Annotated in this window: 18 protein-coding genes and 1 tRNA gene; 13 read left to right on the top strand and 6 right to left on the bottom strand. The window is 36.4% G+C overall.

Annotated features, from left to right (window positions below):
• Positions 1-63 precede the first annotated feature (63 nt).
• Positions 64-771: a tRNA (adenine(22)-N(1))-methyltransferase gene (locus ABH960_RS12485; RefSeq protein ID WP_002015177.1), complete on the top strand. Its 708-nt coding sequence runs from the start codon at positions 64-66 to the stop codon at positions 769-771.
• Positions 768-1889 carry a Nif3-like dinuclear metal center hexameric protein gene (locus tag ABH960_RS12480; RefSeq protein WP_002129128.1) on the top strand — a complete coding sequence of 374 codons (1122 nt, stop codon included), beginning with the start codon at positions 768-770 and terminating at the stop codon, positions 1887-1889. Before ABH960_RS12485 ends, ABH960_RS12480 begins: the two co-directional genes overlap by 4 nt.
• Before the next feature lie 40 nt (positions 1890-1929).
• Here ABH960_RS12480 and ABH960_RS12475 read toward each other — a convergent pair whose 3' ends face one another.
• Positions 1930-2880: a 4-hydroxy-3-methylbut-2-enyl diphosphate reductase gene (locus ABH960_RS12475; RefSeq protein ID WP_002015175.1), complete on the bottom strand. Its 951-nt coding sequence runs from the start codon at positions 2878-2880 to the stop codon at positions 1930-1932.
• Between the two features lie 89 nt (positions 2881-2969).
• Entirely contained in the window at positions 2970-3674 is a 705-nt protein-coding gene (gene vrrA / locus ABH960_RS12470; protein WP_404445469.1) for a VrrA/YqfQ family protein, read from the bottom strand.
• Positions 3675-3853: 179 nt separating this feature from the next.
• On the opposite strand from vrrA, the gene ABH960_RS12465 reads away from it, so the two are divergent.
• Both ABH960_RS12465 and ABH960_RS12460 read left to right on the top strand, forming a co-directional pair.
• Positions 3854-5164, top strand: coding sequence for a DEAD/DEAH box helicase (locus ABH960_RS12465; protein WP_002015172.1), 1311 nt, complete (start codon positions 3854-3856; stop codon positions 5162-5164).
• Between the two features lie 250 nt (positions 5165-5414).
• A complete protein-coding gene (locus tag ABH960_RS12460; RefSeq protein WP_002129124.1) occupies positions 5415-6311 on the top strand; it encodes a deoxyribonuclease IV in 897 nt (298 codons plus the stop codon).
• A 19-nt stretch (positions 6312-6330) separates the two neighbouring features.
• On the opposite strand, the gene ABH960_RS12455 is transcribed toward ABH960_RS12460, so the two are convergent.
• Positions 6331-6585, bottom strand: a complete 255-nt coding sequence (locus ABH960_RS12455; RefSeq protein ID WP_002088657.1) for a DUF2624 domain-containing protein — start codon at positions 6583-6585, stop codon at positions 6331-6333.
• A 151-nt stretch (positions 6586-6736) separates the two neighbouring features.
• On the opposite strand from ABH960_RS12455, the gene ABH960_RS12450 reads away from it, so the two are divergent.
• The 4 genes from ABH960_RS12450 (at position 6737) to ABH960_RS12435 (ending at position 9826) form a co-directional block, all read left to right on the top strand.
• The gene (locus ABH960_RS12450) at positions 6737-7615 is read left to right on the top strand and encodes a YitT family protein (RefSeq protein WP_002015168.1); all 879 of its coding nucleotides are present in this window, start codon (positions 6737-6739) and stop codon (positions 7613-7615) included.
• A gap of 180 nt (positions 7616-7795) precedes the next feature.
• On the top strand, positions 7796-8566 hold the full coding sequence (locus tag ABH960_RS12445; RefSeq protein WP_002015167.1) for a metal ABC transporter ATP-binding protein: 771 nt from the start codon (positions 7796-7798) through the stop codon (positions 8564-8566).
• Complete coding sequence (locus ABH960_RS12440) at positions 8566-9399, top strand: metal ABC transporter permease (protein WP_002015165.1); 834 nt, start codon at positions 8566-8568, stop codon at positions 9397-9399. Before ABH960_RS12445 ends, ABH960_RS12440 begins: the two co-directional genes overlap by 1 nt.
• Before the next feature lie 13 nt (positions 9400-9412).
• Positions 9413-9826, top strand: coding sequence for a Fur family transcriptional regulator (locus ABH960_RS12435; RefSeq protein ID WP_002015164.1), 414 nt, complete (start codon positions 9413-9415; stop codon positions 9824-9826).
• An 84-nt stretch (positions 9827-9910) separates the two neighbouring features.
• Here the strand turns inward: ABH960_RS12435 and ispG are convergent, their stop codons facing one another.
• The 3 genes from ispG to yqgB form a co-directional block, all read right to left on the bottom strand.
• Positions 9911-11008 carry a flavodoxin-dependent (E)-4-hydroxy-3-methylbut-2-enyl-diphosphate synthase gene (ispG, locus tag ABH960_RS12430; protein ID WP_012261716.1) on the bottom strand — a complete coding sequence of 366 codons (1098 nt, stop codon included), beginning with the start codon at positions 11006-11008 and terminating at the stop codon, positions 9911-9913.
• 165 nt (positions 11009-11173) lie between these two features.
• Complete coding sequence (locus ABH960_RS12425; protein ID WP_404445462.1) at positions 11174-11545, bottom strand: hypothetical protein; 372 nt, start codon at positions 11543-11545, stop codon at positions 11174-11176.
• A gap of 65 nt (positions 11546-11610) precedes the next feature.
• Positions 11611-12378: a protein YqgB gene (gene yqgB, locus ABH960_RS12420; RefSeq protein ID WP_002184951.1), complete on the bottom strand. Its 768-nt coding sequence runs from the start codon at positions 12376-12378 to the stop codon at positions 11611-11613.
• Between the two features lie 19 nt (positions 12379-12397).
• Between yqgB and ABH960_RS12415 the strand changes: the two genes are divergently transcribed.
• From ABH960_RS12415 to ABH960_RS12395, 5 genes are all read left to right on the top strand, one after another.
• Positions 12398-12589, top strand: coding sequence for a hypothetical protein (locus ABH960_RS12415; RefSeq protein ID WP_002034057.1), 192 nt, complete (start codon positions 12398-12400; stop codon positions 12587-12589).
• 28 nt (positions 12590-12617) lie between these two features.
• Positions 12618-12691 (top strand) — tRNA-Ile (locus ABH960_RS12410).
• A 223-nt stretch (positions 12692-12914) separates the two neighbouring features.
• Entirely contained in the window at positions 12915-13526 is a 612-nt protein-coding gene (sodA, locus tag ABH960_RS12405; protein ID WP_404445459.1) for a superoxide dismutase [Mn], read from the top strand.
• A 122-nt stretch (positions 13527-13648) separates the two neighbouring features.
• Entirely contained in the window at positions 13649-14926 is a 1278-nt protein-coding gene (locus tag ABH960_RS12400; protein WP_002015154.1) for an MFS transporter, read from the top strand.
• Positions 14927-15035: 109 nt separating this feature from the next.
• On the top strand, positions 15036-17168 hold the full coding sequence (locus ABH960_RS12395) for a peptidoglycan D,D-transpeptidase FtsI family protein (protein WP_404445456.1): 2133 nt from the start codon (positions 15036-15038) through the stop codon (positions 17166-17168).
• Positions 17169-17448 lie beyond the last annotated feature (280 nt).

Below are 17448 nucleotides of genomic sequence, written 5' to 3'. Positions count from 1 at the left end.
AACAACTACTATAAATTCATTATCATGGAGACAGACTGAGAAGAGAAGGAGTAATGGAAATACATGAATGAAGTAAAGCTTTCGAAACGATTAGAAGAAGTTGTGAGGGAGATTCCGGTAGGCTCTACAGTAGCTGATATTGGATCGGATCATGCGTATTTACCGTGTTATACAATTATAAATAATATTGCTACGAAAGCAGTTGCAGGAGAGGTTGTAGATGGACCGTTTCGCTCTGCACAAGCAACTGTAGCTGAAAGTGGCTTACAAGATAAAGTAGACGTTCGTAAAGGGAATGGATTAGCTGTTATAGTGCCAGGAGAAGTAGATGTTATTACGATTGCTGGTATGGGTGGAGCGTTAATTCGTGACATTTTAGAAAGTGGTAAAGAAAAATTAGAAGGTGTAACACGTTTAATCCTACAGCCGAATATTGCAGCACACCATATCCGTGAATGGTTTATTGAAAATGGATGGGAGCTTATCCGTGAGAAAATTGTAATAGAAGACGGAAAGATTTACGAGATTTTAGTCGGAGAACGAGGAGATACAGCAGTACCTTACTCTGAAAATAAACAAACTGAATTGTTTATGGGTCCATTTCTAATAAAAGAAAAAAGTGAAGCTTTTGTTGAAAAGTGGGAAGGGGAATTGAAAAACTTCCAAAATATTTTAAAACAGTTAGAGCGTGCAGCAGAGTCTGAAGAGAAGAAAGCGAAGCGTGCAGAAGTAGAAGCGAAAATGAAAATGATAGGAGAGGTTTTATCATGAGTAAAATTCCAAATGGCCATGAAATTATTTCTTTATTTGAAGGTATGTATCCGAAGCATTTAGCGATGGAAGGGGATAAGATTGGCTTACAGATTGGAGCGCTTAATAAACCTGTGCAGCACGTATTAATCGCATTAGATGTAACTGAGGAAGTTGTGGACGAGGCAATCCAATTAGGAGCAAATATCATTATAGCTCATCACCCTTTAATCTTTAATCCATTAAAAGCGATTCATACAGATAAGGCGTACGGAAGAATTATTGAAACGTGTATTAAAAATGATATTGCGGTTTATGCGGCGCATACAAATGTAGATATTGCTAAGGGCGGGGTAAATGACTTACTTGCTGATGCGTTAGGGTTACAAAATACAGAAGTATTAGCTCCTACATATGCAGAAGAAATGAAAAAAATTGTTGTATTTGTTCCAGTAACCCATGCAGAAGAAGTGCGCAAAGCTCTTGGAGATGCGGATGCAGGTCATATCGGTAATTATAGCCACTGTACGTTCGGTAGCGAAGGGGTAGGTACGTTTATCCCTCAAGAAGGTACAAATCCTTATATCGGAGAAACTGGGCAGTTAGAACGTGTGGAAGAGATACGTGTCGAAACGATTATTCCAGCTTCATTACAAAGAAAAGTTATTAAAGCGATGTTGGCAGCCCATCCATATGAAGAAGTGGCATATGATGTATATCCGCTTGATAATAAAGGTGAAACATTAGGTCTTGGTAAAATAGGGTATTTACAAGAAGAAATGACGCTTGAGCAGTTTGCTTTACATGTGAAACAATCATTACATGTAAAGGGTGCAAGAGTTGTTGGAAAGTTAGATGATAAGGTGCGTAAAGTAGCTGTACTTGGTGGTGACGGTAATAAATATATAAACCAAGCGAAATTTAAAGGAGCAGATGTATATGTAACAGGTGATATGTATTATCATGTTGCTCACGATGCGATGATGATTGGTTTAAATATAGTCGATCCAGGACATAACGTTGAAAAAGTAATGAAGCAAGGTGTACAAAAACAATTGCAAGAAAAAGTAGATGTGAAGAAATTCAATGTACACATTCACGCTTCGCAGTTACATACAGATCCATTCACATTTGTATAAGAAAAATAAAAACCGTTGCTCATGTAGGCAACGGTTTTTATTATTGTTCTTTTTTCACTTTTACACGAGGTAGTATCTTTTGAAGTGGTACTTTTCGAATTCTGTCCCATGTAGCTGGATTCATTGGGTCATATTGATCTAAGAAAGCAATAACTTCTTTTGTAATTGGCGTTGGAGTAGAAGCACCTGCTGTAACAGCTACGTTTTCTACACCTTGTAGCCATTCTAATTGGATTTCACTTACGTCTGCAACGCGGTATGCTGTCGTACCAGCGATTTCTTGTGATACTTGTGCTAAACGGTTTGAGTTGTTACTTTTCGGATCACCGACAACAATTGTTAAATCTGCAACATCAGCTTGTTTAGCGACAGCTTCTTGGCGAACTTGAGTTGCTAAACAAATTTCCTTGTGGAATTCTGCTGTTGGGAATTTTTTCTGAATGTCCTCCATTAAATGTTGAACATCCCATTGACTCATTGTTGTTTGATTCGTAACTAAAATTTTATCCGTTGGAATTTCTAGTGTTTTTAAATCATCAGCTTTTTCGATAAGATGAACGATATCAGGTGCGATACCAACTGCGCCTTCTGGTTCTGGATGATTTTTTTTGCCGATATAAATGACATGGTATCCTTCAGCTTTCTTTGCTTCGATAAGGTCATGTGTTTTTGTAACATCTGGACAAGTTGCATCAATTGTCGTTAAACCTTTTTCTTTTGCACGTTGTTTAACTTCTGGAGAAACACCGTGTGCAGTGAAAATAACAGTACCAGAATCGATTTTATCTAAAATTTCTAATCGACTTGGACCGTCTAATGTAATGATGCCATCCTCTTCGAAAGCATCTGTGACATGCTTATTGTGAACAATCATACCTAAAATATAAATGGGTCTCGGTAATGATTTATCTAATGCGGCGTTACGTGCAATAACCATTGCGTCAACAACACCGTAGCAATAACCACGAGGGGAAATTTTAACAATCTTCATGTGAGTAATCCTCTCCTTCTAAACAAGGGATACTTTTGTGCATAGTCCATTACATTATAAAGGAGGAGTGGATAGAAAACAAAGGATTGTTACACATATAGTTTTGGTTTTGTTGCTGATTGTTGAACGGGTTCTTTCGGAATCACTTTTTCTATTACCGGTTCAAGCACTATTTTTTTTCGTTTCCTTTTTGGAGGTGGAGTTGCTACCTCAACCTGTTCTGTTGCATCTTCAGTTTGATTTTCTTCCGTACTTTTTCCAGAGGTGAGGATTTTAACAATGCTTGGTAGACTACGCATAATGGGACCGTACTGTTCGACAACAGGACCGACAGATTGCACGACTTGAGATACTTTTTCGATATTATTTATCATATTAGTTGGGTTCGAAATTAAATTTGAAAAAAAACTACCGATGCCGCTGCTAGATGCCGCTGCAGTTGTAGCTGACGCAGCACCACGTGTATCATTTGATTCATACATTTGAGGTGGTATCATCTGCTCTGGATATTGCTGCATGTATGGCTGATATTGTTGTATATATTGTTGTTGGTATGGCTGTTGCTGTTGATATTGGGGCGGCGGTTGTTGGTGCATCATCGGTGGCCCTTCCATTTGTCGATAAGGAGGGACCATTTGCATGAAAGGTTGGGTTGGATCGTGTTTTTTAAAGAGTTTAGCAAGGAAACCTTTCTTTTTTTGAGCCATCGGTGGTAGTTGTGGAATCGGATATGGTGTGTAAGATTGTTGTCCTCGATTCGGATACATTTGTCTTATAGGGGATTTCGGAAACATGTGGGAAATCCTCCTTTCTTCAGTTAGGTATATACACATACAATATGCAATGGAAGGAAAGAAGGTTAGTTTTTGAGATAAAAACCTAAACTAAAGATGGATTTTACTTGTAGATTTCGATATAATGTAGACTTGACTGATTTGTGCGCAGTAGAAATTTTAGAAAGAAGGTGTAACTTATGACACTACAAACTTTTACACAGTATGATTTTAAACCATTTTTAATAGATGCAGTTCGTGAACTACGCTTTACAGAGCCAACAGGAATTCAAAAGAAAATTTTCCCGGTCGTGAAAAAAGGTGTGAGTATAATTGGACAATCCCAAACTGGTTCTGGGAAAACACATGCATACTTACTTCCTACATTAAACAGAATTGATGCAAGTCGTGAAGAGGTACAACTTGTTATTACAGCGCCTACTCGTGAGTTAGCACAACAAATTTACGAAGAAATTGTGAAACTAACAAAGTTCTGTGCAGAAGATCAAATGATTACAGCACGTTGTTTAATTGGTGGAACTGATAAACAACGATCAATTGAAAAGTTGAAAAAACAACCTCATATTGTAGTTGGAACGCCAGGACGTATTAAAGATTTAGTAGAAGAAAAGGCGCTATTTGTCTATAAAGCGGATACTATTATTGTCGATGAAGCGGACTTAATGCTTGATATGGGATTCATTCAAGATGTAGATAAAATTGCGGCACGTATGCCTAAAAATCTGCAAATGTTAGTTTTCTCTGCAACAATTCCTCAAAAATTAAAACCATTTTTGAAGAAATATATGGAGAATCCAGAACATATTCATATTAATCCGAAGCAAGTTGCAGCAGGAAATATTGATCATTACCTTGTGCCTTCAAGACACCGTAATAAAACTGAATTAGTGAAAAATATGCTACTTCAATTTAAACCATATTTAGCAATTGTCTTTACAAACACAAAGAAGAAGGCTGACGAAGTAGCCGATGGATTAGCAGAACGTGGATTAAAAGTAGGGCGTATACACGGTGATTTATCACCACGTGATCGTAGAAAAATGATGAAACAAGTTCGTGATTTAGAGTTCCAATACATTGTCGCAACAGATTTGGCGGCACGCGGTATTGATATTGAAGGAATTAGCCATGTTATTAACTATGAACTTCCACCAGATTTAGATTTCTTCGTTCACCGTGTTGGAAGAACTGCACGTGCGGGTCATTCAGGTATTGCAGTGACGATTTATGATCCAGCAAATGAAGAAGCGTTAGATAGTTTGGAAAAACAACGTCATATCGAGTTTAAACATGTAGATTTACGCGGAGATGAATGGGCGGATTTAGGTGACCGTCGTCGTCGTAAGAGCCGTAAAAAACCAAGTGATGGACTAGATGTTATGGCAACAAAAGTTGTTAAGAAGCCGAAAAAAGTAAAACCAAACTATAAACGAAAACTTGCAACAGAACGTGACAAAGTGAAGAAAAAATATAGCAATAAAAAAAGATAAGGGATTTCCCTTATTTTTTTTTATCTCACTGCTTGAGAGAAAGTCGATTAATGTAGACTAATAATTAGTGAGGGGTAGAAAAAACGTTGACTAAAGTTTCGCTTTATTGGGTTAATTTAAGTATAGAGTTCAGATTGTTTGAATAGTCCGTTTAATTTATGTAGTGCCTTTTGTGTGAACAAACAATTCGCTACATATTTCTATAAATTATGCTATCATTATATCTATTGTATATTGAAGAGGTGATTGTATGTTAAAGATTGGATCTCATGTTTCTATGAGTGGTAAGAAAATGTTATTAGCAGCAAGTGAAGAGGCTGTTTCATACGGTGCAACGACGTTTATGATTTATACAGGTGCACCGCAAAATACACGAAGAAAACCAATTGAAGAATTGAACATAGAAGCAGGAAGAAAACATATGGAACTAAACGGTATTGAAGAAATTATCGTACATGCGCCATACATTATTAATCTTGGGAATACGACGAAGCCAGAAACATTCCAATTAGGTGTAGACTTCCTTCGCATGGAAATTGAAAGAACATCGGCATTAGGTGTAGCGAAACAAATCGTTCTTCACCCAGGTGCGCACGTTGGTGCAGGAGCAGATGCTGGTATTCAACAAATTATTAAAGGGCTTAATGAAGTATTAACGCCAGAGCAGACGGTTAACATTGCGTTAGAAACGATGGCAGGAAAGGGAACGGAATGCGGTCGTAGCTTTGAAGAAATTGCGAAAATTATTGATGGTGTGAAATATAATGAAAAACTATCTGTATGTTTTGATACGTGTCATACGCATGATGCAGGTTATGACCTTGTAAATGATTTTGACGGTGTGTTAAACGAATTTGATAAAATTGTTGGGATAAATCGTTTACAAGTACTTCATATTAACGATAGCAAAAATGTACGCGGAGCTGGAAAAGACCGTCATGAAAATATTGGTTTTGGTCATATTGGCTATAAGGCATTGCATCAAATTGTGCATCACCCACAACTTACGCACGTACCAAAAATTCTTGAAACGCCGTATGTAGGTGAAGATAAAAAAGATAAGAAGCCACCATATAAATTAGAAATCGAAATGCTGAAAAATGGTACTTTTGATGAAGGAATTCTTGAAAAAATTAAAGAGCAATAAGGAGGGGATTTTCCCCTCCTTATTTTAATAGCTGCTGAAATAAAATATTTACTTGTTGGGCAGTGGCAGGAGTAGTTACTTTAGCGATTTGTTTTAACAAATCTAGTCGCTCGGTATTATCGTAAATGTTAATGTTTTTCCCTTTCATAAGTAAAACGATTTTATCAGCTTGTGCAGTTGTGATTGGAACTTCGTATTCTTTACTATATTTCAATAGTTCTTTTGTAGAAATATGATTTAATTTTTTGTTCACAATTTGTTTAATGAGGTTCATCGTGTTGTCCTCCTTCACACGTTCTTCTATCGAAATATATGTAAGCATAGCTTGTACATATTCGTATCAAGGTGCATTTTTTCAATGGGGAAAAGAAGCTTATGTTATAATATAAGAACAAAACTATAGATAAAGAGTATAAGGAGGACTTATGGAAAAAAAGCAACATCGAAAAGAAAGTGTTATTCATCTTGTATATCGTTTAGTTATGATTGTCTTTGGGGCAGCGTGTGCGGCGGTAGCGATTGAACTGTTTTTAATGCCAAATAAAATTATTGATGGTGGAATTATTGGTATTTCTCTTATATTAGATTATCTTACTCCTAATATTTGGTGGTTAAGCTTTTCTACTTTAGTTGTTATCCTCAACATTCCTTTTATGTACTCCGGGTATAAGCAAATTGGAAAAACATTCATGTTATCTTCAGCATTTGGAATTGTAGCTTTAGCATTTATTGAATCAACGTTGCATGCTATCCCGCCATTTACAACAGAGCCGATTTTAGCAACAGTTTTCGGCGGTCTTATTTTAGGGATTGGTGTAGGACTTGTTATTCGTCATGGTGGATCGTTAGACGGGACCGAGATTATGGGAATTCTATTAACGAAGAAATTACCGTTTTCTGTTGGTGAATTCGTAATGTTTGTGAACTTATTCATTTTTGCATGGGCAGCATTTGTTTTTGGTGTTGAACAAGCGATGTATTCTGTTATGACGTACTATATCGCATTCAAAACAATTGATACGGTAATTCAAGGATTAGACGAAACGAAAGCAGTTTTAATAGTATCGGATCAATATGAGGAAGTATCAAATGCGATTTTACACCGCCTTGGTCGTGGAACAACAAAACTTGTTGCTAAAGGTGGCTATACAGATAAAGAAAAAGAAGTTATTTATGCAGTTGTAACACGTCTGGAAGTGACGAAGTTAAAATCAATTGTGCATGAAATTGATGAAAACGCATTTGTTACGATTATGAATACACAAGAGACAAATGGTGGTAAGTTTAAATCAGCAATTCACTAAAAAGTTAATTGTAATATCTTTTGAAAGCAGAGAATTATTCTCTGCTTTTTGTTATAATAATAAGGTTTCTTGAAATAAAGAATATATTTTAGGCAGATTGGTTTACAACTATAATAAGCTGTACTATAATTCAAATAGAGATAAATCGGAATCATTCTGAATTAAAATAGGTGAGATGCTATGAATAATATATTGGAAATAGAAGGATTAACGTTTCGGTATGAAGATCGCAACGTGTTAGAAGATATTAATTTGCAAGTTCCGAAGGGAGCTTTTTTAGGTTTAGTTGGACCGAATGGTTCAGGGAAATCGACTTTACTTAAATGCTTATTGGGTGTTTTAAAACCAAAGCAAGGAAGTATTAGATTGTTTGGTATTGATAGTAAGAAATTTAAAGAGTGGAATAAAGTTGGTTATGTATCCCAAAAGGCAAGTAGCTTTAACTCAGGTTTCCCGGCAACTGTTTTCGAGGTTGTTTCAATGGGGCTCGTTTCGAAAAAAGGGCTTTTTCGCTTTTTTACGAAAGACGATAATGCGAAAGTAGAAAAAGCGATTGCTGATGTAGGTATGAGCGAGTTTCGAGGTCGCAACATTGGAGAACTTTCTGGTGGACAACAACAGCGTGTATTTATTGCTCGTGCACTTGTAAGTGATCCGGAATTGCTTATTTTGGACGAGCCTACTGTTGGGATTGATGTGAAGAATGTGGCAAGTTTTTATGAGATACTAGAGGATTTAAACAAAAGATTGGGAATTACGTTAATTCTTGTTACGCACGATATGGGTGCTGTAACAGAGAAGGTGACGCATGTTGCATGTTTGAATCAGCATTTACATTTCCATGGGAATGTAGAGAAATTCCGAGAGTTAGAAGATGCAGAAATGTCGATTTTATATGGACATCATGTTCATCGCTTAGAACATGAACATGGGCATCACGGGAGGATATAATGATACAGGATTTTTTACAATATGATTTTTTACGTAATTCCTTATACGCTGGTATTTTAATAGGGCTTGTCGCACCACTTATCGGCGTGTTCGTTGTAATTCGCCGCATGTCGCTTATTGCGGATGCATTAAGTCATGTGACGTTATCAGGAATTGCAGCGAGTTTATTACTTGAAAAGACAATCTTTACCGGTGGGTTTTTAAACCCTTTATATATGGGGATGTTTTTTTCAATCGGTGGAGCATTGCTAATTGAAAAATTACGTACTGTATATAAACATTATCAAGAGTTAGCAATCCCGATTATACTTTCAGCAGGGATGGGGATTGGAGTTATCTTCATCTCACTTGCTAATGGATTCAATACGGATTTATTTAGTTATTTATTTGGTAGTGTAAGTGCTGTAACAAGTGCGGATTTAATTATTATTGGTATAGTAGCAATTGTTGTTATTGCGACGATTGTTTTATTATACAAAGAGTTGTTTTTACTATCATTTGATGAGGAATACGCTGTATCAACCGGTTTAAGTGCAAAGTGGATTCACTTTATCTTCATTATATTAGTTGCTCTTGTAATTGCGGTATCAATGCGTGTTGTAGGTGTTCTTCTCGTATCATCTTTAATGACGTTACCAGTTGCAGCAAGTATTCGTATTGCAAAAGGATTTAAACAAACAATTTTCTTTTCCATTTTATTTGGTGAAATTGCAGTAATTGGTGGAATGTTTGCTTCGTATCAACTTGATTTAGCTCCAGGTGGTACAATTGTTATGATAGCGGTTCTTATTTTAATTGGTGCAATTTTATGGAAAAAGAAAAAAACTGCATAAAGTAGGGATAGGTATGAATCTAACAGAAGCTTTACGCCTAATGAAGGAAAAGGGATACAAACATACAGGGAAAAGGGAAGAAATGCTGAGATTATTCGCAGCTCATAATCGTTATTTAACTGCGAAAGATGTTTTAGAGCATATGAAGGGTGATTATCCAGGACTTAGTTTTGATACGATTTATCGTAACTTAACGGTTTTTGCTGAAGTCGGTGTTTTAGAGCAAACGGAATTAAATGGTGAAAAGCATTTCCGTTTTACATGCTCCATTATGGAACATCATCATCATTTCATTTGTTTAGATTGTGGTGGTACAAAAGAGATTAATTCCTGCCCGATGGATTTTATGAATAAAGATTTTAAAGGTTATGAGGTAACGGGGCATAAGTTTGAAATATATGGTCGTTGCCCAAAATGTGCAAAATGAGAGGGCTCGTCAGTTATATAACTGACGAGTTTTTAATTTGAATGTAAAAAAAGGTTGCTCACAAAAATTGTGGCAACCTTCTTTTTATTGTTCTTGTTTTTCTTTTTCTCGTTCGGCAGCCATTTCAGCAGCGATTACATCAATTTCTTTTTTCAGTTCTTCTACCATTGTTTCTTCTGGTACTTTACGAACGACTTGCCCTTTACGGAATAATAAACCTTCTCCGCGTGCACCGGCAATACCGATGTCAGCTTCACGAGCTTCACCAGGACCGTTTACGGCACAGCCGAGTACTGCAACCTTAATTGGAACTTTAAGTGTGGAGATGTATTCTTCGACTTCATTAGCAATGCTAATTAGGTCGATTTCAATACGACCACAAGTTGGACAAGAAATAAGTGTTGCGGCATTAGATGCAAGACCGAATGATTTTAATAGTTCACGTGCAACTTTTACTTCTTCAACTGGATCAGCGCTTAAAGAGATACGAAGTGTATTTCCGATGCCTTTACTTAAAATTGCTCCAAGACCGGCGGCGCTTTTTACAGTCCCAGCAAACAATGTTCCTGATTCTGTAATACCTAAATGTAATGGATAATCAAAAGCGCGAGCAGCTTTTTCGTATGCTTCAATTGCTAAGTTAACATCAGAGGCTTTCATTGATACGATAATATCGTGGAAATCTAAGTCCTCTAAAATTTTAATATGGTGCAGTGCGCTCTCGACCATACCATCAGCAGTTGGATATCCATACTTTTCTAAAATATGACGTTCTAATGAGCCGGCATTTACACCGATACGGATTGGAATGCCACGCTCTTTCGCTGCATTTACAACAGCTTCTACTTTATGGCGACGTCCAATGTTACCTGGATTGATACGTACTTTATCAATGCCGCCTTCGATTGCTTTTAAAGCAAGGCGGTAATCAAAATGAATATCAGCAACAAGTGGAATGTTGATTTGTTTTTTAATATCAGCAATAGCATTTGCTGCGCGTTCGTCTGGAACAGCAACACGAACAACTTGACAGCCAGCTTCTTCTAAACGTTTAATTTCAGCAACTGTAGCCTCAACATCATGCGTTTTTGTTGTCGTCATACTTTGTATAATTAATTCATTGTTACCGCCAATTGTTAAATTACCGACTTTAACTGGACGTGTTTTTGTGCGTTGAGTCATTTCATTCACGAATTGATCGCTCTCCTTATAAAAGAAGTTTCTTATTTTAGTCCCTTACATCAATGATAGTATGTGTGAGAAAGGGCTATAGAAACCAAAGTACTCGGTTTCACTTTTACTATTGTATCAGCGCCTTTATGTAATTGACAAGGATTAAGTGATTGCTTATTGATATAAGGGGAATTTATAAGACTTTCCAACTTGGATTTTTGTAGCAGATGTATTTTTATTTAATTGCTTAAAATCATTAATTACTTTTTCAATAGAAGGAATTTTTTTCTTATTAATCGCTTCTGTAATAGAAAGAACTGTATCGCCAGTTTTTACTTCGATTGCTTTATAAGCTGTATCCGTTTCTTTTTCTTTTTCTGTTTCTTTCTCTTTATTTTGTTTTGTATCTGTATTTTCTTTTTTTATCGTTTGGGCAGCAGATGTTTTTTTGTATGAACTTAACATCGGTAAAGTACCGATTTTTATGTCGTAATAAAATATATAACCGAGGACAAGCACGAATAAGAGTACACCTAATCTCTTCATATCCTTCACTCCTTTGCTAGGAATATATGCTTGTCCAAAAAAAAAATGCCTATTTAGGCATTTTTTTATAGTTCTTGTTTTTCTTTCGGCTTTGGAACTTCTTTAATTGTTAAGTATAGAACGATTAAAACAACTGCAATGTAAATGAATGTTGCGCCAGGTACGTTTATTTTGCATAAATCCATAATCATAAAGAAGATTGTTGGAATTGTGTAGCTGTAAGCAGTTAATGTCCAAACTTGTTTATAAGATAATTTGCGTTGACCGCTCATCGCAGAACCGATGAAGGCAAGCAATGTAACTCCTACAAAGGTAATAAATAATTGGAACAAGTACAGTAAGAACCCAATAACGAATAATAAGATTGGATAAATACTGTCAAATAACGAAATGAAATCTTGTAAATCTTTTTTCTCAAGAGATGCGCCTAATAAGTCATTATAGGAGTATGTTTGTGTTTGACCATTCCCCATGGAGACTACTTTATCTTTTAAAACAAATAAACCTGTTTTATTTTGATATTTTTCTAAGTCTGTTGAATTTGGATCAAATACGAAAAGGGCATTTCCATCTTCTTTTTCGATAGGTTGATCAATATCAGCTGTTAGCTCGCCATTTTCAATTTTAAAATCAGGTAAATCTTTTTCGATTACTTTATTTACCATGTTAACACCATCTTGAATAACGCTACCGTACAAGAAAGTTCTTGGAATAGTAGTGATTAGGCAAAGAAGCATAATATACAAAATGGTTTTACCGATTTTTTGAAAACGGAAAAGCGCCATATCTTTAGGCGAATATACGCTTTTTGCTAGCTGTGTAAAAATGGACATAGATTCACTTCCTTTATGTATGTATAAAATCATTGTAACGTACGAATCTAGAGAAGCTCAAGATATATTATATTTACATATAGTAGAGAGGACTAAATTCCTTCTTATTAATTTACTTCTTTTAGTAGAGAAAAATACAATTGACACTTTTCTTTCGTATATGGTAAATTTATCTTACATTTTTCAAACGATATATCCGATTGGAATTTAGTTGTTTTTAATGGTACATACATAATCGTGGACCCTTAGCTCAGTTGGTTAGAGCAGACGGCTCATAACCGTCCGGTCGTAGGTTCGAGTCCTACAGGGTCCATATCCATTTCATATGTTTATTATGTCAGCAGGAAGCTTCCTTGTAGAAGGAAGCTTTTTTTCGGAATATATGAGCATTTTAATTGAAAAGAAGTGGGAATTTTGCTACTTTAATGATAGCAAGACAAAGCGATTTATTTGTTTGCACCCTATGGCAATTAGGGTAGAATGAAGTTGTAGGTCACATATGTAGTGACAATACATAAACCGGGAGGAATATAACAATGGCAAAACACGAATTACCAAATTTACCTTATGCGTATGATGCTTTAGAACCTCACTTTGATAAAGAAACAATGAACATCCATCATACAAAACATCACAACACGTATATTACAAACTTAAACGCTGCTTTAGAAGGTCATGCAGAATTAGCTGACAAAAGCGTTGAAGAATTAGTTGCAAACTTAAACGAAGTACCTGAAGCAATCCGTGCAGCAGTACGTAACAATGGTGGCGGACATGCTAACCATACATTCTTCTGGACAATCCTATCTCCAAACGGCGGGGGACAACCAGTAGGCGAACTTGCAACTGCGATTGAAGCGAAATTCGGTAGCTTCGATGCATTCAAAGCAGAATTCGCAAAAGCTGGCGCAACTCGCTTCGGTTCTGGTTGGGCTTGGTTAGTAGTAAACAATGGTGAGTTAGAAGTAACAAGCACTCCAAACCAAGATTCTCCTCTAACTGAAGGTAAAACTCCAGTTATCGGTTTAGATGTTTGGGAGCATGCTTACTACTTAAATTACCAAAACCGTCGTCCTGACTACATCGGTGCATTCTGGAACGTTGTAGATTGGAACGTTGCTGAAAAACTTTACCAAGAAGCAAAATAATTAAAGTTAATACAGCTAGAAAAAAGCTAGGGGGTTTTCTCCTAGCTTTTTTCTATGTTCTCCTTTTACATAATTGAGCTTGTTTTTGGAAGACTAGAACATGAAGTAAAGGAGAGTTGTGTATGAAGTGGAAACATGTAATCGGTGATGTTGAAGTGAATCGGGATTTAGTATTATTGCTCGTTATAGGAGGTTTATACACGCTCGCAATTTCTTTATCGAATACGTTTGTAAACATTTATTTATGGAAGCAAACACAAAATTATGTGAATCTGGGCTTGTATAATTTGGCCAGCGTTGTATTGCAGCCTCTAACATTTCTTGTGGGCGGGAAATTAGCGAAACGTATTGATCGCTCGATTTTATTGAGAATCGGTGTAGGCACGTTAGCTGTTTTTTTTATCGTCGTTTTAGTAGCGGGAAAAAGTGCATCTCACTATATTTTATTAATGGGAGCCCTTTTAGGAGTTGGTTATGGTTTTTATTGGCTCGCTTTTAACTTGTTAACATTTGAGATTACAGAACCAGAAACAAGAGATTTTTTTAACGGTTTTCTAGGACTTCTTACATCGTTCTCTGGAATGATTGGACCGATAGCAGCAGGATATACAATTTCACGTATGGAAAAATGGAGTGGTTATACTGTCGTTTTCTTCCTCTCGTTAATGCTATTTGCGGTTGCAGTCGTTCTAAGCTTTTTTTTATCGAAGAGGGAATGTGAAGGACGCTATGAAATTGTGCAAGTATTGAAAGAGCGGCAAGTTGATGAAAACTGGGGAAGAATTACGCGCGCTCATTTCTTCCAAGGTTTGAGAGAGGGAACGTTTATTTTCGTTATTTCGGTATATGTCTATTTAGCATCTGGTAGCGAGTTAGCACTAGGGAAATATAGTTTAGTGAATTCTGCAGTATCATTTGTATGCTATTATTTAGTTGCTCGTATGTTAAAGAAAGAATGGCGAAAAAAAGCAATTTTACTTGGCGGTATTATTTTATACGCGGTTGTATTTTTAGTTATTTTTAATGTTACATATACGAAATTACTTATTTATGCAGCATGTATTGCGGTTGCATATCCTATTTTACTCGTTCCGTACGGCTCCATGACATACGATGTAATTGGTAGAGCAAAACAGGCGAGAGAATGGCGTGTAGAATATATAGTGGTCAGGGAATTATGGTTAAATGCTGGAAGAATTTGTTCCATTTTAAGTTTTTTATGTGCTGTCATATTTTTTCCGCCTGAAAAAAGTTTACCTTTCTTACTATGTATTTTAGGAGCTGGACATTTCCTTATTTATTTTGCAGTTAAAAATGTCAAATATGATGAGGGGAATGTGAACAAAACCAGTGTTGTAGCGCAAGGGAGCACACAGAATCAAACTGAACCAGAAGGTTAACTTATCGCGTGTTTTATGCTAGAATAGAAAAAGATGTAAGACAGCAGTGAGGGCACCTGTATGAAGGTGTCCCTTTCACATTACATAGCTGTTGGTAGAGGGGGTTTGTATGAGCAAGAAGCAGAAAAAGAACCAGACAAAGAAAAAAACCCACGTTCCCTTTCGGTTAAACGTGTTGTTTTTTTGCGTGTTTTTAATGTTCTCCGCGGTTATTGTAAGGCTTGGATACGTACAAATTGTTCGTGGTGAGGAATATAAAAATGAAGTTGAGAAAAAAGAAAATTCAACGATAAGCAATCCTGTACCACGCGGGAAAATATTTGATCGTAATGGAGAAGCGGTCGTAGATAATGAGCCTATTCGTACAATTACATTTACAAAAATGAAGGGATCAACTGCAGCAGATCGCTTAGAAACGGCGAAAAAGTTAGCAGATTTAATTGAAGTCCCAACAGATAAGTTAACAGATCGCGATAAGAAAGATTATTGGCTTGCTTTACATAAAGAAGAAGCAGAAGCAAAAATCACAAAAAAAGATCGTGAAGATTTTAAAGCGAATAAAATTGAAGATAAAGAACTAGATGAACGTCAACGAAATCGTGTAACAGAAGAAGAGATTAATCAATTGTCAGCAAAAGATTTAGAAATATTGGCGATCAAAAGCAAGATGGAAAGCGGATATGCAATGACGCCGCAAATCGTTAAAAAAGGTGCAACAGAAGAAGAATACGCGATTATTAGTGAAAATTTAGCGAAATTACCAGGCGTAGATACAAATGTTGACTGGGAGCGAAAATATAAGTATGACGATATGTTCCGAAGTGTACTTGGTGGTGTAACTTCTTCTGATGAAGGGTTACCGAGAGAAAGGCTAGATTACTATCTTGTTCGTGATTATAATCGTAATGATCGCGTAGGAAAAAGTTACCTTGAGCAACAATACGAAGATAGTTTACACGGCACAAAAGCTGAAGTAAGAAATGTTACAGATAAAGAGGGTAATATTTTAGAAACTATTAATGTGTCACAAGGACAACGAGGTAACGATCTAAATTTAACGATCGATATGAAATTACAAAAGCGCGTAGAAGAAATTCTTACAAAAAACTTAATGAGATTTAAAGGGAGCGAGCCTCTTTTAGACCGTGCATTCGTTGTAATGATGAACCCGAAAAATGGTGAAGTTTTATCTATGGCGGGGAAACAATTAGTGGATAAAGACGGCGAAACGAAAGTAGAAGATTTTGCATTAGGAACGATGACAAGTTCTTATCCGATGGGTTCAACTGTAAAAGGTGCGACAGTACTTACGGGGTATCAAACTGGTGCGATTCAGCCTGGATCTGTACAGTTAGATGAACCAATTAAATTAAAAGGGACACCTACGAAGTCATCTTGGAAACAGATGGGGTATATTAATGACCTTACAGCGTTAAAACAGTCTTCAAACGTTTATATGTTTAAAACAGCGATGAATATCGCTGGGGTTCCATATGTACGAGGCGGTACGTTAGATATTCCGAAAAGTGCGTTCGATACTATGCGTTACTATTTTGGTCAGTTTGGACTTGGTGTGAAAACAGGAATTGATTTGCCAAATGAAACTGCTGGTCAAATAGGTAAAGGAAATCAACCAGGTTTCTTATTAGATTTATCAATCGGGCAGTATGATACGTATACACCACTTCAATTAGCACAATATATTTCGACGATTGCGAATGGTGGATATCGTATGCAACCGCAAGTTGTAAAGGAAATACGTCAGCCATCGGCGAAGCCAGAGGAAGTTGGAAAAGTTGTTCAATCCATGGAACCGAAAGTATTAAATCGCATTGATATGCCTGAATCGCAAATTAAACGTGTTCAAGAAGGATTTAGACAAGTGTTTAACGATACAGGTGGTACAGCTACAAAATACTTTGCAGGTGCACCGTATAAAGCCGCTGGGAAAACAGGTACAGCTCAAACTGTATATGGCGGAGATAAAGAGATTGGTAGAAATGCAAAGGGTGAGCGTGTTGAAACATATAACTTAACATTAGTAGGTTATGCGCCACTTGAAGATCCAGAAGTAGCATTTTCTGTTGTTGTTCCGTGGGTACATGATGATAAGACTGGTATTAATGGATATATTAGTCGTGAAATTATGGATGCTTACTTTGATTTGAAAAACCAAGCATTAACTGGTGAAGCTCCGCAAGATGAAAAAGCGAAAAAAAATAAAAATCAAGATGATGAATAAAAAAGTTGTAAAAAAAGCACACTATCTGAAAAGATAGTGTGCTTTTTTTTATGCCTTACGCATATGGTTTAGTAAATGTGGACAAGCATAAAATATTGAAAAAACATGTAGTTTCAAAAACGATGAACACAACAAGATTAGTGCATACGCTCTAAGTTTGTTGTGTGTGATAGGAGATAGCAGTTTTATCCCGCATTTGAGGGCTAATAATCAGTGGGGGGATGAACAAAACCCCCACTAATTAAAGTTTCGCTTTATGGATGATTAGAAAATTTCCTGC

Source organism: Bacillus sp. RC252 (genome assembly GCF_044909215.1).
Classification (GTDB): domain Bacteria; phylum Bacillota; class Bacilli; order Bacillales; family Bacillaceae_G; genus Bacillus_A; species Bacillus_A mycoides.
The sequence above is the reverse complement of the archived record's forward strand: the minus strand, read 5'-3'. Positions and strand labels throughout refer to the sequence as shown.